The organism is Alcanivorax sp. MD8A (assembly GCF_002888555.1).
In the GTDB taxonomy this organism is placed as follows: Bacteria; Pseudomonadota; Gammaproteobacteria; order Pseudomonadales; family Alcanivoracaceae; genus Alcanivorax.
This window is the reverse complement of sequence record NZ_AQOQ01000021.1, coordinates 37,876-64,141: the sequence shown is the minus strand read 5'-3', so window position 1 is coordinate 64,141 and position 26,266 is coordinate 37,876. Positions and strand designations below refer to the sequence as shown.

23 protein-coding genes are annotated in these 26,266 nt (G+C 55.8%); 15 read left to right on the top strand and 8 right to left on the bottom strand.

Annotated features, from left to right (window positions below; genetic code table 11):
- Positions 1-103 precede the first annotated feature (103 nt).
- A complete protein-coding gene (locus A15D_RS11870) occupies positions 104-1,024 on the bottom strand; it encodes a DMT family transporter (RefSeq protein ID WP_102792115.1) in 921 nt (306 codons plus the stop codon).
- Between the two features lie 373 nt (positions 1,025-1,397).
- Here A15D_RS11870 and A15D_RS11865 point away from each other — a divergent pair, with 373 nt between their 5' ends.
- Complete coding sequence (locus A15D_RS11865) at positions 1,398-2,594, top strand: hypothetical protein (RefSeq protein ID WP_102792114.1); 1,197 nt, start codon at positions 1,398-1,400, stop codon at positions 2,592-2,594.
- Positions 2,595-2,618: 24 nt separating this feature from the next.
- Here the strand turns inward: A15D_RS11865 and A15D_RS11860 are convergent, their stop codons facing one another.
- On the bottom strand, positions 2,619-4,043 hold the full coding sequence (locus A15D_RS11860; RefSeq protein WP_102792113.1) for an MATE family efflux transporter: 1,425 nt from the start codon (positions 4,041-4,043) through the stop codon (positions 2,619-2,621).
- A 19-nt stretch (positions 4,044-4,062) separates the two neighbouring features.
- Positions 4,063-4,398 (bottom strand): YnfA family protein, encoded by a 336-nt coding sequence (locus A15D_RS11855; protein WP_102792112.1) that lies wholly within the window; start codon positions 4,396-4,398, stop codon positions 4,063-4,065.
- A gap of 464 nt (positions 4,399-4,862) precedes the next feature.
- Here A15D_RS11855 and A15D_RS11850 point away from each other — a divergent pair, with 464 nt between their 5' ends.
- The 5 genes from A15D_RS11850 to A15D_RS11830 all read left to right on the top strand — a co-directional run bounded on the left by A15D_RS11850 (position 4,863) and on the right by A15D_RS11830 (position 9,274).
- Positions 4,863-5,756, top strand: a complete 894-nt coding sequence (locus tag A15D_RS11850) for a LysR substrate-binding domain-containing protein (RefSeq protein ID WP_102792111.1) — start codon at positions 4,863-4,865, stop codon at positions 5,754-5,756.
- A gap of 108 nt (positions 5,757-5,864) precedes the next feature.
- Positions 5,865-7,145: an NADH:flavin oxidoreductase/NADH oxidase family protein gene (locus tag A15D_RS11845; RefSeq protein WP_102792110.1), complete on the top strand. Its 1,281-nt coding sequence runs from the start codon at positions 5,865-5,867 to the stop codon at positions 7,143-7,145.
- Positions 7,146-7,188: 43 nt separating this feature from the next.
- A complete protein-coding gene (locus A15D_RS11840) occupies positions 7,189-7,779 on the top strand; it encodes a Fe-Mn family superoxide dismutase (protein ID WP_102792109.1) in 591 nt (196 codons plus the stop codon).
- A gap of 26 nt (positions 7,780-7,805) precedes the next feature.
- Positions 7,806-8,873 carry a nitronate monooxygenase family protein gene (locus tag A15D_RS11835; RefSeq protein WP_158245808.1) on the top strand — a complete coding sequence of 356 codons (1,068 nt, stop codon included), beginning with the start codon at positions 7,806-7,808 and terminating at the stop codon, positions 8,871-8,873.
- Complete coding sequence (locus tag A15D_RS11830; RefSeq protein ID WP_146026875.1) at positions 8,870-9,274, top strand: hypothetical protein; 405 nt, start codon at positions 8,870-8,872, stop codon at positions 9,272-9,274. The genes A15D_RS11835 and A15D_RS11830 overlap by 4 nt, the downstream gene beginning before the upstream one ends.
- A gap of 11 nt (positions 9,275-9,285) precedes the next feature.
- Here the strand turns inward: A15D_RS11830 and A15D_RS11825 are convergent, their stop codons facing one another.
- The 3 genes from A15D_RS11825 to A15D_RS11815 all read right to left on the bottom strand — a co-directional run bounded on the left by A15D_RS11825 (position 9,286) and on the right by A15D_RS11815 (position 12,229).
- Positions 9,286-10,326 carry an AraC family transcriptional regulator gene (locus tag A15D_RS11825; protein WP_102792106.1) on the bottom strand — a complete coding sequence of 347 codons (1,041 nt, stop codon included), beginning with the start codon at positions 10,324-10,326 and terminating at the stop codon, positions 9,286-9,288.
- Positions 10,327-10,509: 183 nt separating this feature from the next.
- Positions 10,510-11,373, bottom strand: a complete 864-nt coding sequence (locus tag A15D_RS11820) for a metal-dependent hydrolase (RefSeq protein WP_158245807.1) — start codon at positions 11,371-11,373, stop codon at positions 10,510-10,512.
- Positions 11,374-11,392: 19 nt separating this feature from the next.
- Positions 11,393-12,229 (bottom strand): MBL fold metallo-hydrolase, encoded by an 837-nt coding sequence (locus A15D_RS11815; RefSeq protein WP_199175895.1) that lies wholly within the window; start codon positions 12,227-12,229, stop codon positions 11,393-11,395.
- A gap of 224 nt (positions 12,230-12,453) precedes the next feature.
- On the opposite strand from A15D_RS11815, the gene A15D_RS11810 reads away from it, so the two are divergent.
- The 5 genes from A15D_RS11810 to A15D_RS11790 are packed head-to-tail and all read left to right on the top strand — an operon-like array spanning position 12,454 to position 17,774.
- Complete coding sequence (locus A15D_RS11810) at positions 12,454-13,365, top strand: M24 family metallopeptidase (protein WP_102792104.1); 912 nt, start codon at positions 12,454-12,456, stop codon at positions 13,363-13,365.
- Positions 13,366-13,391: 26 nt separating this feature from the next.
- Positions 13,392-14,432: a zinc-binding dehydrogenase gene (locus tag A15D_RS11805; protein WP_102792103.1), complete on the top strand. Its 1,041-nt coding sequence runs from the start codon at positions 13,392-13,394 to the stop codon at positions 14,430-14,432.
- Entirely contained in the window at positions 14,429-15,724 is a 1,296-nt protein-coding gene (locus A15D_RS11800) for an SMP-30/gluconolactonase/LRE family protein (RefSeq protein ID WP_102792102.1), read from the top strand. Before A15D_RS11805 ends, A15D_RS11800 begins: the two co-directional genes overlap by 4 nt.
- 7 nt (positions 15,725-15,731) lie before the next feature.
- Positions 15,732-16,712 (top strand): VOC family protein, encoded by a 981-nt coding sequence (locus A15D_RS11795; RefSeq protein ID WP_102792101.1) that lies wholly within the window; start codon positions 15,732-15,734, stop codon positions 16,710-16,712.
- A gap of 18 nt (positions 16,713-16,730) precedes the next feature.
- The gene (locus A15D_RS11790) at positions 16,731-17,774 is read left to right on the top strand and encodes a zinc-binding dehydrogenase (RefSeq protein WP_102792100.1); all 1,044 of its coding nucleotides are present in this window, start codon (positions 16,731-16,733) and stop codon (positions 17,772-17,774) included.
- Positions 17,775-17,893: 119 nt separating this feature from the next.
- Here the strand turns inward: A15D_RS11790 and A15D_RS11785 are convergent, their stop codons facing one another.
- Together A15D_RS11785 and A15D_RS11780 are read right to left on the bottom strand one after the other, a co-directional pair.
- Positions 17,894-18,811, bottom strand: a complete 918-nt coding sequence (locus tag A15D_RS11785; protein ID WP_102792099.1) for an alpha/beta hydrolase — start codon at positions 18,809-18,811, stop codon at positions 17,894-17,896.
- Positions 18,812-18,910: 99 nt separating this feature from the next.
- Complete coding sequence (locus tag A15D_RS11780) at positions 18,911-19,825, bottom strand: alpha/beta hydrolase (RefSeq protein WP_102792098.1); 915 nt, start codon at positions 19,823-19,825, stop codon at positions 18,911-18,913.
- Between the two features lie 229 nt (positions 19,826-20,054).
- Between A15D_RS11780 and A15D_RS11775 the strand changes: the two genes are divergently transcribed.
- The 4 genes from A15D_RS11775 to A15D_RS11760 all read left to right on the top strand — a co-directional run bounded on the left by A15D_RS11775 (position 20,055) and on the right by A15D_RS11760 (position 26,227).
- Positions 20,055-21,008, top strand: coding sequence for an AraC family transcriptional regulator (locus A15D_RS11775; protein ID WP_199175893.1), 954 nt, complete (start codon positions 20,055-20,057; stop codon positions 21,006-21,008).
- Positions 21,001-21,645 (top strand): hypothetical protein, encoded by a 645-nt coding sequence (locus tag A15D_RS11770; RefSeq protein ID WP_102792096.1) that lies wholly within the window; start codon positions 21,001-21,003, stop codon positions 21,643-21,645. The genes A15D_RS11775 and A15D_RS11770 overlap by 8 nt, the downstream gene beginning before the upstream one ends.
- 389 nt (positions 21,646-22,034) lie before the next feature.
- Positions 22,035-23,114 carry an efflux RND transporter periplasmic adaptor subunit gene (locus A15D_RS11765; RefSeq protein ID WP_022984134.1) on the top strand — a complete coding sequence of 360 codons (1,080 nt, stop codon included), beginning with the start codon at positions 22,035-22,037 and terminating at the stop codon, positions 23,112-23,114.
- Positions 23,114-26,227, top strand: a complete 3,114-nt coding sequence (locus A15D_RS11760; RefSeq protein ID WP_102792095.1) for an efflux RND transporter permease subunit — start codon at positions 23,114-23,116, stop codon at positions 26,225-26,227. The genes A15D_RS11765 and A15D_RS11760 overlap by 1 nt, the downstream gene beginning before the upstream one ends.
- Positions 26,228-26,266: the final 39 nt, after the last annotated feature.

The window sequence follows — 26,266 nt, the reverse complement described above, 5'->3', positions numbered from 1 at the left end:
TGCAAGGAGTTATTCAGAGGCTCCCTAGTGAGTCACATCATAAAAACCCTGGGCTGAAAGCAGCAATGACGTCGCCTGCCGGGAAGGGTCACATCCGGGCAGGTCAGGCGTCCTTGGCCGGGGAGGCGGGTGCCGCTTTCTTCAATGTCAGTGCCCCGATGCTCAATAACACCAGAATCACGCCGCACCATTGCAGCAACCCGAGCTGCTCATCCGGAAACACCATAATCGCCACGCTGACGGTGACCACCGGCCCGAACATGGAAACCACGCCCGCTTCGGCAGCATTTGCACGACTCAACCCTTCAAACAAGACAAAAAAGGGCAACACGGTGGAGAACAGGACCAGCAACACGATCCAACCAAAGGCTGGCAGGCTGACAACAAGGTCATCCGCAGACACCGTGGGAAGCAGCAGTGCCATCATGAGTAACAGCGTGAAGGTATTGGAAAGCTGGTTGAAGCGCACTGAACCCAGCGGTTTCATCAACGACTGGCTGGTACGCCAGAACGCGGCATAGCACAGTGCTGCGCCAAAGCCGTACAACAGGCCAAGGGCACTGATGTCTCCACCATGCCAACCGGGTAACAACAGCATGCCGATACCCATCCAGGCCACCAGAAAAATGGCCAACTGCCGTGGGCCAGGCAGGCGTCTTTGTTCCACGGACTGGGCCAGCATCAGCAGAGCAGGAAAGAGGTACAGCACCATGCGCGATATGCTGGCGCCCAGCGCATCAATTGCATGGAAATCACACCAGGCGCTGACAAAGAACAGGGCCCCGGTGAACGCACACACCGCCCATTGCCGAACGGACAACCGGACGGGTGGCTGGTGCCGATTGATCCACCTCGCAATCAGCCAGAATAGGGGAACGGCCAGACAGAATCGCCAGATCAGCAGCGCATTCACTGGCACCTGATACTGATAAATAATGCGGGCGAAGATGCCCTTGAAGGCCATGGCAAAGGTTGCCACCGCAACCCAGACCAGTCCGGAGTGCCACCATTGCCTGGTCGTCATCCCAATATTCCTGATGTGTCGATGGGCCCAGCATGATCCTGATAAGACGGTGACGCCAATGAACACTGGCAATGTGAATGCCTGTTGCCGGTTATAGGTGCGTCCGAGTTTCTGGACCCATGCCCGTCATTGCCCGGCCAATAACCCCGCTTTGCATACCACTGATCGGGAGAACGCAAAACCGTTGCCGCTGATACAGGCTGTTTAGTAGTCAGGGGGGAACTGAATCCGTATCCTGCGCGGCTTTTAATTGCTTCGTGTAAACGGTTACTCCTCGCACGCCGACCATACCGATAACGCTCAAAAGGCCTCAGGGGGAAAGCGGGGAACCGAATGACCACTGCCGTGATCCGGCAGTCCTCGGGAGAACAGTATGTCCACAGTGAAACCCACTGTCTGGATGGCGGCACTGGCAGGTATCAGCCTGGCCAGCGATGCCTGGGCGGATAACACCCAGGCAGAGATTCGTCGTCTTCAGCAACAGCTCGATGCCCTCAAGGCGCAGATCGATTCACCTGCTTCAACGTCGGGCTTCCCTTCCATGCCGCTTGCCTTCTTTGGCAAGGTTAGTGTCGACGCCATCTACGACGACAAAGACGCCGGCTTTGATGAGTTACTGATACCCAGCACCATACCGGGCGGTGACACCCATCAACAGCAATTCAACCTGAATGCCAAGAACAGCCAGCTGGGCTTCCGTGTGGGCGAGAGCGAAGGGCCGCATATGGTCTTCGCCGCCGATCTGTTTGGCAGCCTGGATAGCTACGAGCTGCGCATTCGTGATTTCTACTTTCAACACGGGGCTCTGCGGGCCGGCTATGGGTTTACCGCCTTGCTGGACGGCAAAGCCTGGCCTTTGACGCTTGATGCACAGGGGCCTAACAGTGCCATCTTCGCGCGGCAAACCGGCATTCGTTGGCAGACCGATCACTGGACCTTGGCCCTGGAAGATCCGAACAGCGAAATCCAGGACCCAGCAAACCAGAGCAGTGCCGTAGGCCGCCGGCCGGATGTCATCGCCACCTGGACTCAGGATTTCACTCTCGGGCATGTAAAAGCCGGTATCGTAAACCGTGAAATCGGGGTGGAGTTTGCCAACGGCGACCAGCAGTTTACCACCGCCACAGGGGGCGTGCTGAGTGGCGCGCTGTCGCTGACCGATACCCTGCGTTTGCTGGCCAGCGGCAGCTATGGCGAAGGCATGGCCCACTACTACAACGACCTGTCGGGCTTCGGTGACAGCAGCATGGATGGCTATGTTTTCGCTGATGGCCTGCAACCCCTGGTGAGCCAGGGCGGGTATCTGGCAGGGGAATGGCAAGCGCTGGAAGACTGGACCCTGGCCATGGTCGCCGGGCAGGTGGTGGTGGAATCCGATGCCGCATTACCTGCCGCGGCCATGCGACGCAGCCGTTACGGCACACTCACGGCGGTCTATCAGCACACCCCACGCCTGAGTTATGGCGCTGAAGTGTCCTACGGTCTGCGTGACCGGCAGGACGGCGATCGCAGCGAAGCCCCGCGGGTACAGCTGAATCTCACCTACCGCTTTCATCACGAAAGCCACTGACGCGGATGTCAGATCCCTCTGGAATCAGCGGCCGGTGCTGGCCACTGATTCCGTGGGGTACTGGGAAACCCGAATCTCTGCCGGTGGCACGCCGACAAACTGGCGGTGCTTCCAGCCTCCGCGCACAAACCAGATCCAGGCGATCAGCGCCGTCAGCACGCTCTGTACTGGATAGGAAATCCACACCCCGGTGACCCCAAGGCTGGTGCGTTCTGTCAGCAGCCAGGCGATAGGGAACTGCAACATCCACAGCGACACCAATGCAATCGCCATCGCCGCCAGCGTATTGCCCGAGCCACGAAACGCCCCGGTGACCACAATCTGCGCCCCCAGCACGCCGTAGGCGAGGGCGGTAATACGGACAAACTGGCTGCCTTCCTGAATCACCGCCTCCGCATCCGGGATAAATAAACGCACCAGCGGTTCGGCGAAGACAAAAGCCAGTATCCCCACCAGGCTCAACCCGACAAAGGCAATCGCGCCACTCAGCCAGGTGGTGTGTTCCGCCCGTTTCAGCTCCCCCGCGCCCATGTTCTGACCGACAACCGTGGACGTGGCCTGCGAAAGCCCCAATGCCGGAATGATCACGAAACTGAGCATGCGTGTTCCAATGCCGTAGGCCGCCAGTGCCACGGTGCCAAAGCCCGCCACCAGGGTGGTCATCACCATCAACCCGAGTGCCCGCGTCGCTTGTTCCACTGCTGCAGGCAGGCCCAGCTTCAGCAATTGCCAAAGCAGCGGAAAATCCGGTTTCAGCTGTACCAAACGAAGATGGATGCCGTAACGACCCGAAAACAACATGATCAGCCCGATCAGCGCCGCCAGCCCCTGCGTCGCCACCGTTGCCGCTGCTGCGCCGCTGACACCCAGCGCCGGCACCAGGCCATAGCCCATGATCAGCAGCGGGTCGAGTACGAAATTGAGCAACACCGTGCCGGCCACAATCCATAGCGGCGTGCGTGCATCCCCCACACCGCGCATCAGCGACTGGAAAATCACATAGGCAAACAGAAAGGGGAGGCCAATAAAGGAATATTCCAGATACTCCGTCGCCTGGGGGTGTACCGTCTCCGACGCCCCGAGAAAATCCACCAGAAACGCCGCCACATAAAAGCCGATACCAGCCAGCAACACCGACATCACCAACACGCCCAGCAACGCCTGGGCAGACACATGATTCACCGCATCCAGATCACCACGGCCCTTGTTCTGCGCCACCATGATGGTGCCGGCAATGGCGAGGCCGACACCCAGCGAGATCAGAAAAAACAACACCGGAAAACTCAGGGACACCGCGGCAACCGCATCCGCCCCCAAGCGGCCAACCCAGAACGTATCGGTCAGCTGATAGGCTGTCTGCAGCAGGTTGGCGAAGACAATGGGCAATGCCAGGGTAAGCAGGGCGCGTGAAATGGAACCCCGGGTCAGATCGGGCGGATGACTGGCCAACGCTGCACTCCTGTTTTCATCACAATGAACGGCCAAAGGCAGGCGAAAAATACAGGACTGTCGCCCCGGCAAGACACAGTACCACACCGGCCATGTCCGCCCAGCTGGGGGGCTGCTTTTCCACCAACATTCCCCAGAGCAGCGAGGCCACAATATAGACCCCGCCATACGCCGCATAAGCGCGCCCGGCAAAGTCGCTTTCTACCTGGGTTAACACCCAGGCAAAACCGGCAAGCGCCACCAGCCCCGGCAGTACCCACCACAGGCTTTGGCCTTGGCGAAGCCACATCCAGAAAGTGAAACAGCCAGCGATTTCGAGGACGGCGGCAATCGGGAACCAGAAAGCGGAAGACATAGAAGACTCTCACAGGACAATCTAATCATCTTAGGCTGTCTTAGGCCCCGCGGCTAACGCTGGACAGCGTTTGATTTTCCTGTTGTGACATTTGAGATGGTTCAGTTATCACTTTTCCCTGGCGCTTTCGCCCAGAGCTTGAACGTCCTCTAGCAGTGCTTGGGATTGGAGTTTTATTCCTCTTGGTCTGTTCACGGCGATTAACAAACACGATTGTGCTGGCTACAGAGGCTTAATGACTTTCGTTATATGCGTTCTGTGTATCCATGATGTAGATGAAAGAGAATCTTAATATAGAGATGGACCCACATTATCTATCAGATCCAAGCAATATTTTGCCGAATACAGCTCTCGCGTGGTATCTGGGATGAATGGAACAGGGGGCACGCGAGTGTTAGTTTAAGGCCTTTCTCTTGAGCTGACATCCAGGTTGGAGTGATACTGTTGAAAAGTGGGAATTCCTAATGAAGGCTTCAAAACGTCCACCGCCCTTACAATTGCTTCCCGCATTTGAGGCGTCTGCTCGCCTACTCAGTTTCAGCAAGGCAGCCCAAGAGTTGCACCTAACCACTTCTGCGATCAGTCAGCAAATCAAGCAGCTTGAAGAGCTGCTCGGCCAACCGCTGTTTCTGCGCTTAACCCGGCGTATTGAGCTCACCGATGCTGGAGCACAGTTTTTCCAGGTAGCGTCAAAAACACTCTCTATATACCGGCAGGGTCATGCAGAGTTTGTGCACGAATTCGGTCAACCGGAGCTGAGGCTCAGCATGACCCCCCTGATCGCTCATGAGTTCGTGTTGCCTCAAGTGGAAAGTTTTCAGTCCAGTCACCCTGACGTCAGTATCTCCATCGAAGGCAGTATGGATGTGGTCGATTTTGATGCCATTGGGATTGATGCGGCGATACGCGTGGGGAGTGGTAAATGGGCAGGTCTAACTGCCTGGCCAGTTTGCGAGTGTGAGGCGGTTTTGCTGGCTTCGCCAGCGTTGCTTGCGCAGCACCCGATAGAGGGAATTCAGGATCTCGAACAGCACACATTGATCCGCCGCCGCCACGAACAGTTCGGTTGGGATGACCTTGGTGCCCTTTTGGGGCAAGGGGAGGTTAACGGCAAAGGGGCGTTGCTGGTGGATTCTGATTTAGCTGCCCTGCATGCCGCTGAGCGTGGGCTGGGGGTGGTGTTGAGTTTCTTGCCTGTTGGTACGTCCATTGAAGCCGTTTGGCCAGGCAACCGTTTTACCGCTGTGCTGCCTCCCGTGCCAACCCCTCTCAAGGCCTGGTTTGTGTTTCGCACCGGCAGTAGCAAGACCGAGCTACTCCAGGACGCCTTCACTTGGGTACGTTCACTGTTAAGTTAATCGCCATGGTTAAGCTCTGCTTAACCATGGCGTAGTAACCATCGTTTGTTAGCCAAAGGGCCAGTTCCTAGCATGGGTTGTATCAAACCCAGCCGATGCGAGGGCCCAATGAACACTCTCCATACATCTTCTTCGACCTCTGTCCATTCGGCCCGGCTTGCCGAACCGTTGACGCTTAAGACCGGCACGGTAATCCCGAATCGTATCGTCAAGGCCGCCATGCACGAATCCATGGGTGATGCCAATGGCACTCCGTTACGGTGGCTGCTGCCGCTGTATGAGGCTTGGGCCCGTGGCGGGGCCGGTCTCAGCATCACCGGCAATGTCATGGTCGACAGTAACGCCCGTAGTGAGCCAGGTAATGTGGTGGTCGAAGATGAGCGCCACCTCGATCTCCTTCGTGAGTGGGCACTGCGCGGCAGTATCGGCGGCACACAACTGTGGATGCAGATTAACCATCCTGGCAGGCAGGCCATGCATGGCTTGAACAGAGAGAACCTTGCGCCATCTGCCATTCCTTTCAAGCAAGAGCTTGCGCCTTACTTCCCCGCGCCCCGGGAAATTTGTCCCGAAGAAATCGAGGGCGTCATTGCCCGCTTTGCCAATACCGCGCGCATCGCCAAGAAGGCTGGCTTTGGCGGTGTGCAGATCCATGCCGCACACGGTTATCTGATTAATCAGTTCCTTTCACCACAGTTGAACCAGCGTGACGACTATTGGGGGGGAACACCGGAGAAGCGCCGTCGTTTTTTGATGGCGGTGTACTACGCCATTCGTGATGAGGTGGGAGAGGACTTCCCCATTGGTATCAAGCTGAACTCGGCAGATTTTCAGAAAGGCGGGTATGACGAAAGTGAATCGATGCAAGCGGTGCTGGCGATTGCAGAGGCGGGTATCGACATGATTGAGATCTCAGGTGGCACCTACGAAGATCCTGCATTCACCGGTGTCCAGCAGCCTGTAAAACAGAGCACCCGCAAGCGCGAAGCGTACTTCCTGGATTTTGCCGAGAAGGTTCGCGAGCAGACATCGGTGCCTTTGATGGTGACTGGTGGATTCCGGTCCGTGGCGGGAATGAATGAAGCTCTCGAAGGTGGAGGGCTGGATCTGGTTGGGCTTGCACGGTTGTTCAGCCTTGATGCTGCGGTACCGCAGCGGTTGTTGGCGGGGCTGGACCCGCAGTATGAAGTCACCCCGAGACGATCTGGCGTAAAAGCGGTCGACCGGTCCGGGATGATGGAAATCGTCTGGTACTCACACCAGCTCAAGAGAATTGCGCGACAAGGTCAGGCCCGCCCAAGGGAATCAGTCCTCAAGGTGGCGCTCTGCTACATGCTGAGCAACTTCGCCAAAGGAGATATTGGATTACCCAAATTCCGCGCTAGTTAAACGATTTATCGCAATTCAAGCCGTATTAACAGGAGATCATTCCATGGCTTTCAAACTGCCCCCGCTTCCTTATGACATTAGTGCGTTGGTTCCTCATATCTCGAAGGAAACACTGGAATACCACTATGGAAAACATCACAGCACCTATGTGGTGAAGCTTAATGGCCTTATTGAGGGAACCGACCTCGAAAACCAGTCTTTGGAAGAGATTATCAAAAACAGCAGCGGCGGCATTTTCAATAATGCAGCACAGATCTGGAACCACACCTTTTACTGGAACGGCCTGAGTCCCCATGGCGGGGGCCTGCCAGAGGGAGCCGTCGCTGATGCCATCGACGCTGCTTTTGGGTCCTTCGAGAACTTCCAGGCCGAATTCAATGAGAAAGCGGTCAACAACTTCGGCTCTTCATGGACCTGGTTAGTCAAAAGAGCAGATGGATCATTGGCTATCGTCAACACCAGTAACGCTGAAACCCCGCTAACGGGCGACGACATTCCACTGCTGACCTGCGACTTGTGGGAGCACGCCTATTACATCGACTACCGCAATGCCCGGCCCGGTTATCTGGGCGCGTTCTGGCAACTGGTGAACTGGCGTTTTGTGGGAGACAACCTCTCGGCATCAACAGCTTGATGTCACTGGCACAGGAGGCAGGAACAATGAACAAGCAAAGTGATCAGTTAAGCGCAGCCCCGACGATACAGATCCGCGCGGAGGAGGCATTAAGCAGGTTGCACTCATTGGGTGTGCGCGTTCCTGTCATGCAGGCCGGAATGACCAGTGCATCTGGCCCAGCGCTGGCAGGCGCGGTATCAGCAGCGGGCGGGATTGGAACGCTCGGCCTGCATGATGTGTCGGTGTGGGAGGGAATGATTGAGCGTACCCGCGCCCGGGCAGAGGGAAACCCGATCAGCGTCAATTTGCTGTTGCCTTATACCAGGGCGAAGCACATGGAAGTCGTCATTCGACAGCAGGTACCTATCGTTACCCTGTTCTGGGGGGATGGGACACGTGAGATCCGCACGCTGAAACAGCATGGCGTCTTTGTGTTCCAGCAAGTAGGGGCCGTGTCAGAGGCGCGTAAAGCTATTGATGCGGGTGTTGATGGCATCATCGTCCAGGGTATAGAGGCTGGCGGCCATGTAAGAGCCGAGGAGCGGCTTGAAGCGCTGTTGCCCGAAGTTGCCGAGCTGGCATCAACACTGCCTGTTTTTGCAGCAGGGGGCATCTACACAGCCAATGATGCTGCTAGAGTAGCGAAACTTGGAGCGGATGGTGTGTGCACCGGTACCCGTTTTCTCCTGACACCGGAAAGTCACATTCACGATGCCTATCGGAATGCACTCCTGGCCGCAGACAATACCATTTTGACTCACCTGTTTGGGTTCGGTTGGCCGGATCTACACCGGGTAGTGCCGAACAAGGCAACCGAACGCTGGTGTCGGGAAGACGGTAGCATTCCATGGTGGTTACAAGCACTCAATACGAGTTTTGGGTTTACCCGCAAGCTTGTACCGATGAAATCCAGCATATCCTCAATCCAGAAACCGGGGGTGCCGTTCTTTTCACCCGCCATGCTCAGCAGAGGGCAGAAAGATAAGCTGCTTAATTCAACCGCCATCTACGCGGGCGAGCATATTGGGCGCATCCATAGCATCAAGCCAGCAGCAGAGATTGTTGCTGAGCTGTCCGCTGGTTTCATGATGGAAAGGGAAGGTGAGTCATGAATCAAGACATAAATCGTGCAGCTCATGCAGCAAGAACCAGTTTAACGGTGTTCGGGCTTTATATGATGGCTATCCCAGGGCTCGGTCTCATGACTGTTCCCGGAGTGTTGCTCGATCTGTTTCAACTGGAACATGGCGAGTACTTCTGGATGGCCAGGGTGATTGGTCTTCTGGCCTTTATCATTGGGGTATTCCAGTTCTGTATCGCCCGTTTTGCCCTGGCGGAGCTTTACCTGATTACCGTGGCACAGCGATATTTTGCTGCACTGGTGTTTATTGCTTTGTGGATCAAGGGCGAAGCTGAAATTGCCATTGTCCTGTTTGCTACGCTGGATATGGCCGGAGCCACCTGGACGTTGATGGCGTTCAAACGGAGTGATTCAGCCCTAAAAAACCACTAATTTGCATTGATTCAATTTTTTCGATATTCCCCCGGCGTCTTCCCCGTCCAGCGCTTGAAGGCCCTCTGGAAGGCGCTTTGTTCTGAAAACCCGAGCAGGTAGGCGATATCAACCAGACTCAGGCTCGGGTCTCTGACATAGCCCAGTGCCAGAGCCTGCCTCAACTCATCAACAAACCCCCGGAAACTGGTGCCGCGTTGGGCCAGCTGGGATTTCAGCTCTTCTTCGCTCATGTTGGTCGCATCGGCAACACTGGCGATGTCCGGTAGCCCTTCTTTGAACGATTTCAATATCAACTGGCGGGCCTGTGCGACCCAGCCCGGCTCCAGCGCGGTACCCAGTTGCTTTACCAGGCCGGCACAGACATCGTCCATCATCTGCCGAAGCTGGGGATTGGCGTGGGGCAGGGTGATAAGCAGGTAAGAACCATCAACGCAGACCGCGGTTTCAGGCCGGGAGAAATGTACCGGGCAGTTAAAAAACGCGGAATACTGCGTGGTGTCTGAAGGCTCCGGGTGCTGGAACGAGACCCATTTGGGGGCTAGATCGTTGCGGTTGGTGAACCAGCGGGCCATGGCAACCGTGGTTGCCATATTCAGCTCGTCCTGCAACCGACCCAGTTTTGCCCCGTCCTGGAGACTGCTTCTCAGATAACGAATATAGTCATTACCACTTTGTTCGATCACCACATGGGCGGCATCAATGGTGAGCATGGAATAACGCATATGCTGCTGCATCAACTCCGCACCGGTGGAACAGCTCATGAGTGCAAAACCGTGGGATCCCAGATGGCCGGGCCGGATGCTTTGACCCAATTTCAAGCCCAGACAGGGTTCATCAAGGGTCTTTGCAGTGAGATTGAGCAGGTGATCGAACTTGGTGAAAGACACTCGGCCATTAGGATCATTTAAATCGTCCGGAGTCAGATCTGCCTCACCGAGCAGGCCGGCAGCAGAAAGGCCCCTGGATTCAATAAAGTCGGTCACGAGTTTAACGAAGTGCACCGCTACACTGTGGGTGTCTGCTGCCCCATGCGCCATTTTGTCTGACATCTTCTTGTCTCATAGGTCCATCTGCTTTCGATAGAGCATATCAGCTCGAACCAGACTGCACCTGATGAATTGCTTGTTCTATGACGCCTCAATGGCTAAAAGGAAAAAGCAATCCCGTTGCTTTCTGAATCATCAGCTGGAGCGACATGGCCATGGCCAATGCGCCCCCGATGTTAACGCCGATTAGTATGCGGCTTCGTGCATCGCTTTTGCCGCCGCAATGGGATCATGGCTTTCCTCATACTTGCTAAGCCAAGCCTCGTAGTTATGCACGGCAGGCATATCTTCCGGGTGGAACCCGGGACGAAAATAGGTAAGCAACATGGGAAGCAGGCGGGCATAAATATCCAGCTGCCAGGGTAGGCCTTTCACAAACATTGACAGACATTGGCGGCGGCTAAAATCATCCGCCCTGAGCATGAAGAAAGGGGCGATCAGGGAGTACAACGAAAAGCCAACCGTTACATGGGTCATGGCCAGAGCACGACGAAAATAACCCACCCTGGCGACGCGTTTCATCACATCAAATGCCACCGCCCGGTGCTCCATCTCTTCAATAGCATGCCAGGCGAACATGGCACGAATTCGGTCATCCGCACCCTCGGTGGATGATTTATGCGCAAAGAACAGCTCAGCCATCATGGCAGTGTAGTGTTCGAACGCCGAAGTTAGCGCAATGTTGTATTCCGGCGAGTTATCCTGAAGTCGCTTGTCCATTACCCGCTTGATCCGAGACGTGAACTTCTCGATCGGGATCCCCTGTCGCTTCAGACGCTTGTTGTAATTGGCGTGAACAATGCCGTGCTGGCCTTCCTGCATGGTAAAATCACGGACTTCCTGCCTGAGCACACTGTCCTGAATCTTGTCCTTGAAGGCCCGTACAGAGGAAATAAAGAAACGTTCACCATCCGGAAACGTGGCCTGAATGGCATCAAACACGCGGGTTTTATAGGGATCCCCGTCTTGCCAATAGGTCGGGATATCCTCTGACATCAATCCGAAATCCAAATCCTTACGTACGACGATGGTTTCTTTGTGCGATGACATTATTCGCTCTCCTGGCAATTCAGCGGCTCGGTGCGGCATAGCGATCAAATTCAACCGGGTCATGGGAACTAAACAACGACACTTCATCTGCATGATTGAGTGCCAGTTCACGTAACCGCTGCAGGTTCCTGACGCGCTCGGAAGGCAATGAGGCAATCCCTTTCTGGAACATCATTGAGCCAAAGGGGACTCTCGGATTCTCCGTAACCTGGCTATGGTGGTAATAGGCATCACCGCAGTGCAGTAGCCAGCGCTCTCCCTGTTTGACTGCGACACCGGTATGTCCGCGTGTATGACCCACCAGAGGGATCAGCAGAATGTCCGACGACAGGCCCGGAATGGCGCGTATGCTGCTGAAGCCAAACCAGTTTTCCCCTTGCTCTTCATGTACGACCCAATCCGGCTGGTGATCAAACTGGATCGGCCGAAAGCGGTTTTTTTCACGAAAGCCAGGGTTCAGCAATTGCTCCAGTTCAGGCTTGAAGATATGAACCTGCGCCTGGGGAAAATCAGATAACCCGCCAGCGTGATCAAGATCCACATGGGTGAGAGCGATGTGCCTCACATCGGATCCCTTGAAGCCTAGTTGCTGAATCTGGTGCAGGGCGGTTTCCTGATAGTCCAGCCGCGGCTGGAAAATAGGCGGGTAGGCGAGGCCCAATCGCTTTCTTGGCTGATCGATGTCGTGGGTACCAAGGCCGGTATCGACAAGGATAAGCCCGTCCGGTGCTTCGATAAGAAGGCAATGGCAGACCAGTTTTCCCTTCTTGAAAATCTGCCCGTCCTGATTGTTCATCAGTCGGTCGCAGAGCGGGCACATGGTGCCGCAGTTCAGGTGATGAATACGGATGCTCATTGGGGCTCCTTGTTCCAATGGCCTTGAAGGCCATCAAAATCCAATATCACCGCATAGTAACCCTGCAGGGCAACTGGGTATTGACCCAATCCCAGTTGCTATGACCCAACATGGCTCAACGAAAGGTGGGTCAACACCACCGTGTTTGAGTCAATACGTCACACGCCAGACGATCAACAATAGTGAGGTGAATCATTGCCTAATTGACAACACTGGAGCAGGGCATGCCTATTGGATTCTTCGAAAAACCTACCAGCCTTTTTGATCGGTTATACCGGTGGATTGCCATCAGGCTTTCGAAATTCTCTCATGGCGCCGATGCCGTGCCCCCGAAAGAAGCGCTGCAGGGATATCGTGATGCCCAGCGATTAGCCAATGACACGGTGCTGCATGTCGGGAAGCTGCTTAAAGTAGGCATGACAGAAAAGGAAGCCGCCGGGCTACTGGAAGGCTACCTGAAAGAGCACGGCAGTGAGCGTTACCTGCATCGGCCCTTTGCCTGGTTCGGTAACCACGCCAGGTTCGATGAATACACCAGTTACGATGATTACCATCCTGGTGACAGGAAACTGGAATACGGTGCCACCGCCATCCTCGACGTTGCCCCCATTGTTAATGGGTACATTGGGGATGTGGGCTATACCTTGTCCATTGGGCCGAATCGGGAGCTGGACATTGCCCGGGAGTTCTTGCTCCAGCTACGTTCTGAAATCCCCCGGCTATTCATGAGCGAGATGACCCCGGCTGAAATCTGGCTTGAGGTTGATCGGCGCATTGCTGCTGCGGGTTACGACAATATTCACTCCAAATACCCTTTTTGCACATTGGGGCACCGTGTCTTTCGGGTTAAGTCCAAAAAAGGCAAGGAACGCCGCCTGGGTAGCAAATACTTTGGCTGGTTTTCGGTAGATGCCAATCTGGCCTTCCTGAAATTTGGCCCTTCCGTGACGATCAATGCAGAAAATGTGGGTAAGAAACTCGGAGTGTGGGCGATTGAGCCACACATTGGTTGGAGCGGAGGAGGAGCCAAGTTCGAAGAAATTCTGGTTGTGGAGCCGGATCGTTGTTACTGGATTGATAACGACGTTCCTCACCTGAAAGCCGATGGTCAACTCTCTCACCCCGTCGCGGGATAAGTGCTGGACAAATCTGGAGTCGAAAGATGGTGAACATTCCCGAATTCATGCAGTCGCTACAGGCATTACAACCCGCGCCAGTTGAGGCCTTTCCTGAAACCGATCAGCTGTCCAGATACCTGGCGGTGAATACGGTCAAGGTACCGAAACCGGGCTACGGGGAAGTGCTTGTGAAAGTGTCACGCGGAACGATCAACCCGAATGATATTTATCACGTTCAGGGGATCTACACTGCAACAGAAGGGGAGCCTTTCCCGAGAAATCTGGGTTTTGAGGGGGCAGGCGTTGTTGTTGCCTCTGGCGGTGGACTGATTGGCAGGGTCAGGATAGGGAGCCGCGTGGCGTTCTACGCCACGGGCATGTTTGCCGAGTATGTGATCTGCAATGCACTGGACCTGATCGATATCCCCTCGGATGTGGATTTCGCCACAGCAGCCTGTTCGGTTGCCAATCCCATGACCGCCCTGACGATGCTCGATGTGGCTCGTCGTGCTGGCGCCAGCACCATCGTGAATACCGCCGGGGCCAGCGCGCTGGGGAAACTGCTGATCCGGCTTGGCAAGCAGAAGGGTATTGGCGTGATTTCTGTCGTCCGGCGAGACGAACAGGCCGATATTTGCCGCAATGCTGGCGCCCTGGAGGTCATTAATTCCAGCCGGGACAACTTTGAGGACGAGCTCAAGGAGGCCTGTGAATCAACGGGCTGTTTCATGGCCTTTGATTGCGTTGCGGGCGATATGCCGCAGCATCTGCTCAACGCCCTTCCCAAGGAGGGTGGGGTCGTGAAGATGTATGGCTATATGACGCCAGGCACCGTTGAGATTACCCCGCAAAGCCTCTTTCCCGAGCGAAGAATTGAGACCTTCGAGATCAATGCCTATCTGGATCGCATGAGCCTGCTTAAAAAGGGCATGGTGGCCTGGTCTATCCGTAGTGGTATGGGCAAGGACCTTGTCACCGAGATTCAAAAGAGCTTCCCATTGAGTGATGGTGTTGCGGCTTTCTCGTGGTATAGCCAGAACATGACGGGTGGAAAAGTGCAGATTGTTGCGGATGCTCACCTATGAAACGTAGTCGCATGACATCCTTGTTGGGTCTGGTCATTGTTGTTTCCGCGGTGTCTGGCTGGGTCGTGACTGAGCCCGCCTCTTATCATGAGGTTGGCGATATCCGTGTCTTTGGTAATACCCCAAAGGAAATTACCGAGATGGCCGCAGGTGACGTTATTGCCAGCGAAGGGCGCACCCTGGCAGAAGAGCTTCCCGGACACGATGAAATCTTGCCACTTCCTGATGGCAAACATGTCCTGGTAAGCGGTAGAGACGAGTGGATATGGAAGGTTAACCTCCATGACGGAAGCTCGGAAAAACTGGCTTACTCGCCGGTATCACCGACTGGAGCAAGAATTGACCCCAACAATCCCGGGCAGGTGTATTTCTGCATGGCCCGGCTGGATTTTCATGACTACGAAAACGATCCGGGGCTTTACAAACTTGACCTTAAAAGTGGCACCTTTACCCCTGTTGTCACCCGCGTTCCAGTAACAGGGAATCTGCGCCCGGACGGCCTTGAGATTCCCAACCACGCTGATGACAATCAGGAAGTCGTTTATCTGCCACCCTACAAGCAGACCGGCGTTGCCAGCCTGGGGGCTTCCAACAGTCGCGTTCTCCAGTTCTGTAATGACCTGGACATTTCCCGCGATGGCCAACATATCTATATCACCGAGCCGTTTAGTCACCCAAAGGCGTCATCAGGCCTGGGGGCCTTTGCTGAAGGCATTACCCTGGCCCGCAACGGACGGGTATGGCGCTACGATACCGATACCCAGCAGGTTGGGCTGGTACTGGAAAACAATATTTTTTCCGACGGCATCCTCATCGAATATGACGCCAGTGGTAACGAAACCGGGCTGTTAATCAGTGAAACCGTGAATTCGAGAATAGGGCGTGTTCACCTGTCAGGAGAGAAAGCCGGGGAGTACGAGCTTCTTTGGGACGATCTGCCCGGCCTGCCGGATGGTATGGACCGTGATAGCGAAGGTCGAATCTGGGTTGGGTTGATCAAAGACCGAACCGCCTTGATGACCTGGATGCACCGTAATCCGTGGCTAAAGCCTTTGGTACTGAGGATCCCGCCCCATTTGCTTCCTGCCTCCAAAGGCACCGCTGTGCTGGGCCTGTCACCGGATGCGAGTCGCGTCATCGCATACACCCACCATGATGGATCACGGCTGCTGGACATCTCTGTCGTCGTTCCTGTCGGTAAAGCCCTGTATCTGTCCAGCTTCTACAAAAATAATGCCGGGATTCATTCTGTCCCGATAAAAGCCGTACTCGGCGCATCCTCACCTGAGTGAGGCGGTCATGAGAAAAAGACTTCTGCTTGCAGCCGTTGTAATGGGGGTAACCCTCTGGTCAGTCATGACCTTTGATATGAGTGATTACCATGCTCACAGGGAATCACCGCTCTTGTACACAGGGCTGGTGATCAACAGTCACCACCCTGAGCGGCTAGGGGGCTTTTACCTCAATACCTTTGGTGGGCAAAGGGTTGAGTCGGGTATGGGCACCTTTTCACTCCGAACGCAGGGTTATAACGGGGAGGGGCCTTTACTCATCATCGAGAAGCTGTCAGACCCAGCCTCAACTAATGCACACCAGGCGTTCGATCACGGTTATGTCCATCTCTGTTTTGAAGCCGATGATGTGTCACGGATAAAGGCATTATTCATCAAGAATGGTGGGGAGATAATCAGTCATTTTGATCCGTTGGATCCTACGGTGGCGTTCTATGGCAAAGACCCGGAAGGCAATCTGGTGGAAGTGCACCTACCTTTCCCGACGCCATTCACCCCACGTACGGTGGCGAGAACCTTCTTGTCCTATCTACAGATAAAAAGCGGTATGGATGTGGCGCACTCTGATTCTGTCAGGTTTATTCATACCAATATCAACACATCGGACTGGGTCAAAACCGTCAGTTTCTACCAGGCTGCATTCGGGACCGAGCCCACCGGCCCGAAGCGGGACTATGACGGTGACTATATTGGGTTGCTGACTGGCGTGCCGGGCGCAGCCGTAGAGGGGAGGCATGTGGCATTACCTGGCTATTCAGCAGGCGGTCCCACCTTTGAAATATTCACCTATAACCTGACGGCAAATCACTTCCCACGACAGCGCGACCAGCTGGGCTATGTGATGACCGAGTTCATTGCCGATGATCTGGATAACACGGTAAGACGCGTCATCAATGCGGGCGGCAAGATTGAGGCGCCCATGAATAACACCAGCGTATTAGTCAGTGATCCTGATGGAAACCTGATACGTCTTATTCCTGATCGCTAGCATTTACCGGAGAAACCCATGGTCCAAGCCATACCAAAGACCATGTTGGCATTGCGCCAGCATGCCCCAGTCCCGGAAGACGCGCTCTCTGATCCAGAGAAGATCAAGCAATACGTCTCTCTGGAAACCGTTCCTGTGCCGGAGCCAGGCCCAGGCCAGGTGCTCGTAAAGGTGAGTCGAGGATCCCTGAACCCCAATGACCTTTACCACATCAAGGGGGTGTACAGTTCAACGTTTGACTACCCCTATCCCCGAGGCATGGGATTCGAAGGGGCCGGAGTGGTCGTTGCCAGCGGGAAGGGATGGCTCGGCAAGCTACGCCAAGGCAAGCGGGTCTCGTTCTACAGCAAAAATGGTCTGTTTGCAGAATATGTTCTGGCTGACGCAATGCAGTTAATTGTATTGCCGGAGGAGGTGGGCTTTAAGGAGGCGGCCTCATCCGTGGCCAACCCTATTACCGGTACGGGCATGGCACGCTGGGCAAAACAGTCCGGTTCAGAGTACTTCTTCATTACCGCAGCAGCCGGCGTGGTGGCGACCATGACCATGCGAGTGGCTCGCTCCTACGGTCTGAAGCCTATCGCCATTGTACGGCGGGAGGAGCAGGCGGAAGTGTGTCGGCAAGAGGGCGCCATTCATGTGCTCAACCAAACCGATCCGGATTTTCAGGAACAGCTGGCTAAACTCTGTGCGGAAGTGAACTGCACCTATGGTTTTGATTCCATTGGCGGACACATGCCGCTGACGCTGATGCGGGCCATGCCGCAGGGTTCGACCCTTTGCATGTACGGCTATTTCGACACAGGTCCAATGCAGTTTGAACCACAAAAGCTGTTTAATGGCTGGAAAGTCGATTATTTCGAAACCGAATACTATCTGGCGTCGCTGTCGTTGTTATCCCGCTACCGGCTTAGCCGGGAGGTCGTTAACAACATCAATGGCCTGTTTCAGCCAAGAATCCATAAAACGTTTGCTCTGAAAGACGCTCTACAGGCTTACACGTACTACAGCCAGAACATGACCGCAGGAAAAGTCCAGCTTGTGGCCGATCCATCGCTGTAGCCGGGCCAGTCTCAGGGGGAGGCGTGATGCTTTGCCGTAACGTTGACTCTCCCTGAGTGCAAAGAGGTGGGAAGAGGGCGCACAGGCTATCTCTCCCGCACCCTCTCCCCGATCCGTTTTTATAGATTCTCCTGGAAGAACGGGATCAGTTTGGCCAGAGCCTGGCCGACGGGTTCTGGTTGGTCATACAAGTCGTAGTGCGAGAAGCCTTCGACGACCACGAGCTCCTTGACCTCGGCTGCGGCGCGGGCATAAATCTCCAGGCCATCGCGATAGGCACCAAAGCCGCCGGGCTTGTCACCGACCACCACCATCATTGGGGCAGTCAGTAAGGTCTCTGACAGATGGAAAGCGTCCCAGACGGCAGACCCGGCACGACGCGAGAACAGCGCTCGGGTTCCGGCATTGTCGTTAATGCATCGGTTACGGTAGTAGTCGGTGGCGCCCAGCACATCGATGTCAGTAATGCCTGCCTCAGTGGCCACTTCCATTGACGGGGGAACGAACAGGTCCACCTGCAGCGCCTCACCTCTGGCTTCGGCAGTGCGCTGTGCTGCGACCCGTTCCATCTGGCCAATGGGATCAAAGCCACTGAAGCCTTCACGGCACAAGCGACCGTAGTTCACACCGGTAATACTGACGAGAGCCTTGATGCGACGCTCGATCATGGTGGCGTTGATGGCATAGCCACCGCCACCGCAGATTCCCAGCACGCCGATGCGGTCGGCATCGACATAGGGAAGGGTGACGAGGTAGTCCGTGACGCGGCTGAAGTCCTCAACCGCCAGCGCAGGGTCTTCAATGTAACGGGGCTCGCCGCCGCTCTGTCCTTGTGTGCTGCGGTCGAAGGCAATGACAACAAAGCCGGCTTCTGCCAACGCTTCGCCATAAACATTGCCTGCGGTTTGTTCCTTGCAGCTACCGATAGGGTGGGCGCTGATAATGGCCGGGTATTGTTTCTGTGCGTTGAACCCTGGTGGGTGATAGATGTTGGCAGCCATGTCCCAATATTGGGTCTTGATTTTGACAGTTTCCATTGTCTTCTCCATTTGCAGTTTGGTGTTCTTAACACAAGCGTTTACAGGGTACGTTTTTGCATTCAATGGTGATTTCGCGAATCACACCTAATCAGGCTTTCAAAGGGTCCGACTAAAAAATGGCGCCAGCACCGATACCGCTTCATTCACATAGTTGTCCCTATCATAGAGGGACATGTGATTCGCGCCTTCGACGACATGGAAGCTCTTGTCGGTACTGGCGACACGGTTGAACAGGTCGTCACTCATCCACTTACTGCCCGCCTGGCTACCGGCGACCACTTGCAGAGGTTGGGTGAAGAACGCTTCAGCCTTATGGAAGGCATCGTAAGTGATGATCTGGTTCAGGCTGCGGGCGGTAGCAAAGCCGGGGGCGGTCGGGTACTGGCACCGATCCGTGTGGTAGTACTCCCAGGCTTCACGGAGCTCCTCGTTGGGCGCATCTTCTTCACGCAGTGGCGCCAGGGGAATGGTGGCGATATCCGCACCACTGGCGTCGGAGGTGCGGGCATCTGAGCCACCCAGAATGGCAGGCATGGCATCGGCGTCCTTGATGTCATTTTCCCAACCATTGCGGAACATCTGGCCGATATTCACCAGGCTGACGGTGCCTACCGCTTTGATCCGGCGATCATTAATGGCCGCATTCGCGGTATAGCCCGCACCAGCACAAATGCCCATGGCGCCAATGCGATCATTGTCCACATAGGGCAGGGTGGTCAGATAGTCGATGACGGCACTGACGTCTTCAGTACGAATGTGGGGGTTTTCTAGCTGACGAGGCTCGCCAGTGCTCTCACCTTGGTAAGACGCATCGTAGGCGATGGTCACAAAACCTTGCTCGGCCAGTTTTTTTGCATATAGGCCTGCTGTCTGCTCTTTGACCCCACCGCCTGGGTGGGATACGACCACCGCGGGATAGCTTTTGCTTTCATTGAAGCCTTCCGGGAAGTTCAGCACCGCTGCGATGCTTATGTTTTGGCCGTTAAGGTTCTGGAAATTAACCTTTTTCATCACAAGTCCCTCTTTTGGGTTGGGTGGTGTTCATCTTCAAGACGATGTTTAGCGCATGAATTCATGCCTGCACCCATGCCGTCCTGATTTGTATCCACTATCCCCCATGGCCGGATTCGGCGCTTGTCCGAATTGACGCAATAATTGCCCATTTCAACAGAATTCTGGCATGGCTACTGGTGTCCCATTCGCTTCTGGTTACACTGATCCCATCACAAGAAAGGGCAGGATGAGCATGTCATTAGCACCGGATAACGATCAGCCGTTGTTGGCTCGACTCGAGGCAAAGCTGCTGGCGATTGCCAAAACCGAAGGGGATTTCACTACCGCGATTCCTGCCCTGACTGTGCATCGTCGCAATTCGGTGACTGAACCCATGCCGTGCATTTATTCATTGGGGCTGGCCATTACGGTTCGCGGCGGTAAGCAGGTGACCTTTGGTAATGAGGTGTTCAACTACGAACCTGGCGAGGCGTTACTGGCATCGGTCGATATGCCCGCGGTTTCACGCGTCACACGTGGCTCTCTAGCAGAGCCCTATATCGGCATCATGTTGTGCCTGGATACACGTATGGTGCAGGAGATGGCGGCCCAGCTCCCATTGCGCAGAAACCGCAAAGGGGCCAGCCAAATCGGGATTCGCACCCATAAGCTGGATCCTGCGATATTGGACGCGATTACGCGATTGGTGGATGTGAACGCCCAACCTGCACTTTGTCAGGCTGTGGCGCCGCTGATTCAGCGTGAGATTATCTGCCGCATTCTTGTCAGTGATTGTGGTCCTGCCTTTCTCTCACTGAATGAAGGGGCCAACCCGGGTCGGCAAATTGCGTCCTGTATGGCCTGGATGAAGCAGCACTATATGGAATCCGTGAGCATTGATTCGCTGGCCGAGCAGGCCTTCATGAGCCCGACCTCCTTCCGGCAGCACTTCAAGGCGGTCGCGGGCATGAGTCCCCTGCAGTATCTCAAGAATGTTCGTCTTCAGGAGGCGAGGGTGCTGATGCTCAACGAAGGGGCAGAGGCGGGGGCGGCCGGGCTGAAAGTCGGCTATGAGAGTGTGTCCCAGTTTAATCGTGAATACTCCCGTCTATTTGGTGCTCCACCTTTGAGGGATATAAAACGCGTACGCGAGCAGCAAACCCGGCAGAAACAGACCACGGAGAACCCGGCTGATGATTAAAGCCATTTTGTGCGTTGCGGCAGCACTGATTGTTGGTGCCCTCATGGTCGTGTTCGTTGTGACCCGGATTGAGAACTCACAAGCGGAAAAGAATGCGAAGCGGCTAGCCCAATCACCGGTCGCCGAATCCCTGGATCGAACGACTGCAGTGGTGGTGTTTTCACGATCTGGCAATACGGCTGTGCTGGGCCGGTATATTGCCCAGCAGGAAAATGCGGATTTCTATCGGCTGCTCGCTCCGGACTACGATCTGGGCTTGCTGGGTTTGGCAAATGCGCTTTCCGATGCACGAGGCAGTGAAGCAATGATCCAGCCGGAAACCGTTAATCTCAGCCAGTACGGCACGGTCTATCTGGGCTCGCCAATCTGGCTCTATAGCCCGGCACCGCCTATCTGGGAATTCGTTGACAAGAACCGTTTTGATGGAATGCAGGTTGTGCTGTTCAACACCTACAACAGCAAGTTTGAACAGTCGTATATCGATGCATTGAGGGATCGCATCATGGCGAAGGGTGCGCGCTCATTCGAGCACCGTTATGTGTTGCGTGGACGTATGGGCCAGCAAATCTCTACTGAGAAGGTACTGGAAAACTATGATGCTATTCAGTCAGAGACGGAGACTAATCCGCTGAACTGAATCTCGGAGCGTTGCAGGAACAGCGTTGCTGCGTGACGACGTTAGGGCCTTGGTTGGTAGTTACCACGAGTCAGCCGCTGAGAGGCAAGATTATCCAGTGGCATGGAAGAGGTCAGATCTTTAGTTGGTCGGCCAAGAGTCTTGAGACGCTGATGTAGCGACAAATATCCAATTTAACATAATATACATTATGCGCAGTCATTGGGATTCCACCACAAGACAAGGTACACACCTGCATATTCATATTGCACATTCCCTCCGCTTCAACCGACTTACCGGCAAAGCCTGTAAACATTAACGATTCGGGTTTGCATCTATTGCCCATGACCCGTTTAATCGCTGCTACTACGGGGTTTTTACTTTCTGCATGAATTGCTGACGGAGTTCTGATGTTGCTGCGTGCCTTGCGCTCGACCTGGCTGGTGACAGGCTTGTTGCCTTGTTTTGTTTTGGCGGCTGATCCTGTGCCGGTATCCGTGGCTCCAGTCGAAATGCAGCAGCCGGTGCGCGAATTGCTCATCAACGGTACGCTGGCTGCTGATCAGGCGTCTCGACTTTCTCCCTCTGTATCCGGCCTCGTGAGTCGTCTTCATGTGGATATTGGCTCCCGTGTGGAATCCGGCGACGTGCTACTGGAGCTGGATCCGGAACTGAATCGTCTGGCGCTGCAACAGGCACGAGCGACCTTCAAACAGCAGCAGACAACGCTGGCAGATCTGGAACGTCAGCTTGCTGAGGCCAGCAGCCTGATTGCCAAGCGCAGTATTGCTGCCAGTGAGGTGCGTAGTCTGGAAGCCCAGGTTGAGGCCGGCAAGGCGGCTCTGGCGGCCAGCCAGGCGGACGTGGGCCGGCAACAGGCATTATTGGCACGCCACACGCTGAAAGCGCCTTTTTCCGGGGTGATCAGCGGAAAACTCACTGAAGTTGGCGAATGGGTCACCCCCGGCACTCCGGTACTCGATCTGGTCGGCACCGGCCAGTTACACGCGGATTTTGCGGTTCCACAGCGCTATTACAGCCAGATTTCTTCTAAAACCGCCCTCACCGTTCGCCAGGAAAACGCCCTCTCCGGCCTCTCGGATGACGCGGATGGGATTGTGGCCAGCATTGCAGCCATTGTGCCGGTAAGTGACCCGTCTGCGCGTACCTTTACCTTGCGCGCCAGTGTAGACGCCGAGGGGCTGACGCCAGGGATGGCGGTGTTCGGCACTCTGGCGATTCAATCGCAACAGGCAGAACCTGTGGTACCGCGTGATGCCCTGCTTCGTGATGTACAGGGCAATGTGTCCGTATGGTTGGCGGTTGAGGATGAGGAGCACGGTTTGGTCGCGCAGCGCCGGGCCATCAAGGTGAGGCCGGGCCAATCCGATCCGGTGATCGTGACCGACGGCTTGCGCCAGGGGGATCAGGTGGTGATACGCGGCAATGAAAGCTTGCGCGAAGGCGATGCCGTGCTGGTGGCCCAATAATGTTCGAGAAAATTGTACGCAATGGCACCCTGATGACGGTGATTGTATTGATCATCACCCTGCTCGGCGTGCTTGCCGCCCTGCGCATTCCCGTGCAGATGATTCCTGATCTTGAGGTGCGAACGATTTCGGTGCTGACGCGCTGGTCTGGCGCGACACCCCAAGACGTGGAAAAGGAAATTCTGATTGAGCAGGAAGAATACCTTCGCAACCTGCCCAACCTGCGCCGTCTCACCGCTACGGCCTACAGCGGCGAAGCCGAGATCGAGCTGGAATTCCCTTTCGGTGTGGATATTACTGATGCACTGATCCGCGTAAATAATGCGTTAAGTCAGGTGCCGGCCTACCCGGATACCGTCGATCAGCCCCGCATTCTGTCGTCATCATTCTCCAGCAATTCGTTCATGTATTTCAGCGTCTATCCCCGGCCCGGCAATCCCCGTGGTCTGGATATGGATATGATGCGTGACTTTATTGATGACGAAGTGCGCGCTCGCATGGAAAGCGTTCAGGGTGTGTCCATGGTGGAAATGCGTGGTGGCGCGGAGCGGCAGATTCAGGTGCTGCTTGATGCCCAGGCGCTGGCCCAGTTTGGCCTCACGGTGGTCAACGTGCGTGACGCCCTGCGCACCCGCAACCGGGATGTGTCCGGTGGCGAAGTGGACAGTGGCAAGCGCCGCTATCTGCTGCGCACCGTGGGCCGCTTTGATTCACTGGAAGATCTGAACAATCTGATCCTGCAGCGCCAGGGTGATTCCGTGGTTCGACTGGACGATGTGGCGACCGTGGTGATGGACCACTACCCGGTGCGCCAGATATCCCGTTTCAACGGTAACGCCGTGATCATGTTGGCGGTGCGACGGGAAACCGGCTCCAACGTGATTGATATCAAGCAGGACATGCTTGAGGAAGTCGCACTGATTCGCCAGGAAGTGCTGGAGCCCGCAGGCATGGACATGACGCTGATGTCCGATGACGTGCGCTACGTGGAAGCCTCGGTGGCCAATGTGTGGACCAATCTGGGCATCGGCGCGGTCTTTGCGACCCTGGTGATGTTCCTGTTCCTGCGCTCGGTACGCATCACCGCGGTGGGCGTGATCGGTATTCCCATCTGTACCATTGCGGCTTTTCTTGGCCTGCTGCTGGCTGGCCGTACCATTAATGTGATTTCCATGGCGGGTATTGCCTTTGCCATTGGGATGACACTGGACAATTCCATTGTGGTGCTGGAGAGCATCGAGATGGAACGACGCCGGGGGCTGGACCGGTTCAAGGCAGCCGTAAGCGGCATCCAGAAAGTCTGGCCAGCGGTGTTCGCGTCGACCATGACCACGGTGTTGGTGTTCCTGCCGGTGGTCTTTATTCAGGAAGAAGCCGGCCAGCTGTACTCGGATATCGCCATTGCCGTCTCTGCCTCGATTCTGGTCTCGATGCTGGTGGCGATGACGGTCATCCCCACCCTCTCTGCCCGGCTCGATTTTTCTGCCGTGATGAACCATGACGGCCAGCACAGCCGCTGGATGCGAACCATCCAGGGCTGGGCAGCAGCGCTGTCTGCCACCCGCCCGCGGCAACTGGCCACGGTGGGCGTGACAATTCTGGCGGCAACGGCCATCGTGGTGTTGCTGACACCGCCGGCGGAGTATCTGCCGGAGGGGGAAGAGCCCAAGACCTTCGCGGCAATGAGCGCCCCACCCGGCTATAACCTCGACACCATGATTGCCATCGCCGATGAAGTGGAGGCACAAATTCTGCCCATGGTAGGGGCAGATCCGGCGGATTTTGATAACGGTACCCTGCCCATGCCGCCGCTGAAGTACATGAATATGGGGGTCGCCGCCGACGGCCTGCGTATCATCGCCGAGCCCATGGATCCCGCCCACATGGAGCCCATGATGGATGCGATTACCCGGGTGTATCGTCAATACCCGGGTATGCGTGCCTTTGCCGCACGCGGGTCGATCATCTCCAGTAATGATGGCGGTACCCGCAGCGTGACGCTGGATGTGGCCGGTGCGGATCTGGCGGAAATCTATGAGGTGGCACGCACCCTCTATCGCGAGGCGGAAACCGTTTTCGAGAACCCGCGCATCCAGTCACAACCCGCCAGCCTGTCACTGGCCCAGCCGCTTATCGAGGTGCGTCCCAACTGGTCGCGAGCAACCGAAGTCCGGTTTACCACCCAGGATCTGGGCTATACCGTGGCGGCGCTCACCGATGGGGCCTTTCTGGACGAGTTCTTCCTCGGCGATGACAAGATTGATATTTATGCCTACAGCCAGCGCACCGGTACCACTCCCTCGCTGACCACCCTGCCCGGCCTGCCGGTGCATACCCCGATTGGCGCCACCGTGCCCCTGTCGTCGCTAGCCGACCTGCAGGAAACCGTGGACACCAGCGTGGTGCGGCGTGTGAATGGCCGCCGGACGGTAACACTCAACATTATTCCGCCACGCAGTGTGCCGCTGGAAACCGGCGTGGGCGAAGTCCGCGCCATGGTGCAGCGCCTGCGAGACGACGGCATCATTCCGGATACGATCAGCATCAGCCTGTCAGGGGCAAGCGATCAGCTGCAGGCCACCCAGGAGTCACTCAGCGGTAACTATGTGGTCGCTCTGCTGCTGGTGTATTTGTTGTTGGTGGCGATCTTCAAGCACTGGGGTTACCCGCTGCTGATCATGACGACCATTCCCCTGGGGATCGCCAGCGGCTTGCTGGGGCTGGCACTGATGAATGCGGCGGGAATCAGCCAGCCCTTCGACATGATCACCATGCTGGGTTTCCTGATTCTCATGGGGACGGTTGTGAACAACCCGATCCTGATCGTCCATGAAGCCACGGTCAATTTGCGCAATGGGCTGTCTGCCGCCCAGTCCGTGAGTGATGCCGTGGCCACCCGACTGCGGCCGATCGCCATGACCACGATCACCACCGTCTGCGGCCTGGCACCGCTGGTACTGATACCGGGCGAAGGCACGGAATTGTACCGGGGTGTCGGGGCCATCGTGCTGTTCGGGCTGTTGGGCAGCGCCATTGTCACGGTGTCTTTCCTGGCGGCGCTTACTGCGTTGATTCTTGCCCTTGGAAAGCGCCAGACGGCATTGAACCCATAATCACTTTGGTGACCCTGAGTGCCTCAGGGTCACTCCTGC

What these genes read in the sequence shown, in the direction of transcription:
- A15D_RS11845 (WP_102792110.1), top strand. Translation starts at nt 5,865, where the DNA reads ATGAACACTCTCCATACATCTTCTTCGACCTCTGTCCATTCGGCCCGG.
- A15D_RS11835 (WP_158245808.1), top strand. Translation starts at nt 7,806, where the DNA reads ATGAACAAGCAAAGTGATCAGTTAAGCGCAGCCCCGACGATACAGATC.
- A15D_RS11820 (WP_158245807.1), bottom strand. Translation starts at nt 11,373, where the DNA reads ATGTCATCGCACAAAGAAACCATCGTCGTACGTAAGGATTTGGATTTC.
- A15D_RS11830 (WP_146026875.1), top strand. Translation starts at nt 8,870, where the DNA reads ATGAATCAAGACATAAATCGTGCAGCTCATGCAGCAAGAACCAGTTTA.
- A15D_RS11815 (WP_199175895.1), bottom strand. Translation starts at nt 12,229, where the DNA reads ATGAGCATCCGTATTCATCACCTGAACTGCGGCACCATGTGCCCGCTC.
- A15D_RS11855 (WP_102792112.1), bottom strand. Translation starts at nt 4,398, where the DNA reads ATGTCTTCCGCTTTCTGGTTCCCGATTGCCGCCGTCCTCGAAATCGCT.
- A15D_RS11805 (WP_102792103.1), top strand. Translation starts at nt 13,392, where the DNA reads ATGGTGAACATTCCCGAATTCATGCAGTCGCTACAGGCATTACAACCC.
- A15D_RS11795 (WP_102792101.1), top strand. Translation starts at nt 15,732, where the DNA reads ATGAGAAAAAGACTTCTGCTTGCAGCCGTTGTAATGGGGGTAACCCTC.
- A15D_RS11760 (WP_102792095.1), top strand. Translation starts at nt 23,114, where the DNA reads ATGTTCGAGAAAATTGTACGCAATGGCACCCTGATGACGGTGATTGTA.
- A15D_RS11800 (WP_102792102.1), top strand. Translation starts at nt 14,429, where the DNA reads ATGAAACGTAGTCGCATGACATCCTTGTTGGGTCTGGTCATTGTTGTT.
- A15D_RS11825 (WP_102792106.1), bottom strand. Translation starts at nt 10,326, where the DNA reads ATGTCAGACAAAATGGCGCATGGGGCAGCAGACACCCACAGTGTAGCG.
- A15D_RS11790 (WP_102792100.1), top strand. Translation starts at nt 16,731, where the DNA reads ATGGTCCAAGCCATACCAAAGACCATGTTGGCATTGCGCCAGCATGCC.
- A15D_RS11785 (WP_102792099.1), bottom strand. Translation starts at nt 18,811, where the DNA reads ATGGAAACTGTCAAAATCAAGACCCAATATTGGGACATGGCTGCCAAC.
- A15D_RS11865 (WP_102792114.1), top strand. Translation starts at nt 1,398, where the DNA reads ATGTCCACAGTGAAACCCACTGTCTGGATGGCGGCACTGGCAGGTATC.
- A15D_RS11775 (WP_199175893.1), top strand. Translation starts at nt 20,055, where the DNA reads ATGAGCATGTCATTAGCACCGGATAACGATCAGCCGTTGTTGGCTCGA.
- A15D_RS11850 (WP_102792111.1), top strand. Translation starts at nt 4,863, where the DNA reads ATGAAGGCTTCAAAACGTCCACCGCCCTTACAATTGCTTCCCGCATTT.
- A15D_RS11780 (WP_102792098.1), bottom strand. Translation starts at nt 19,825, where the DNA reads ATGAAAAAGGTTAATTTCCAGAACCTTAACGGCCAAAACATAAGCATC.
- A15D_RS11765 (WP_022984134.1), top strand. Translation starts at nt 22,035, where the DNA reads ATGTTGCTGCGTGCCTTGCGCTCGACCTGGCTGGTGACAGGCTTGTTG.
- A15D_RS11810 (WP_102792104.1), top strand. Translation starts at nt 12,454, where the DNA reads ATGCCTATTGGATTCTTCGAAAAACCTACCAGCCTTTTTGATCGGTTA.
- A15D_RS11870 (WP_102792115.1), bottom strand. Translation starts at nt 1,024, where the DNA reads ATGACGACCAGGCAATGGTGGCACTCCGGACTGGTCTGGGTTGCGGTG.
- A15D_RS11840 (WP_102792109.1), top strand. Translation starts at nt 7,189, where the DNA reads ATGGCTTTCAAACTGCCCCCGCTTCCTTATGACATTAGTGCGTTGGTT.
- A15D_RS11770 (WP_102792096.1), top strand. Translation starts at nt 21,001, where the DNA reads ATGATTAAAGCCATTTTGTGCGTTGCGGCAGCACTGATTGTTGGTGCC.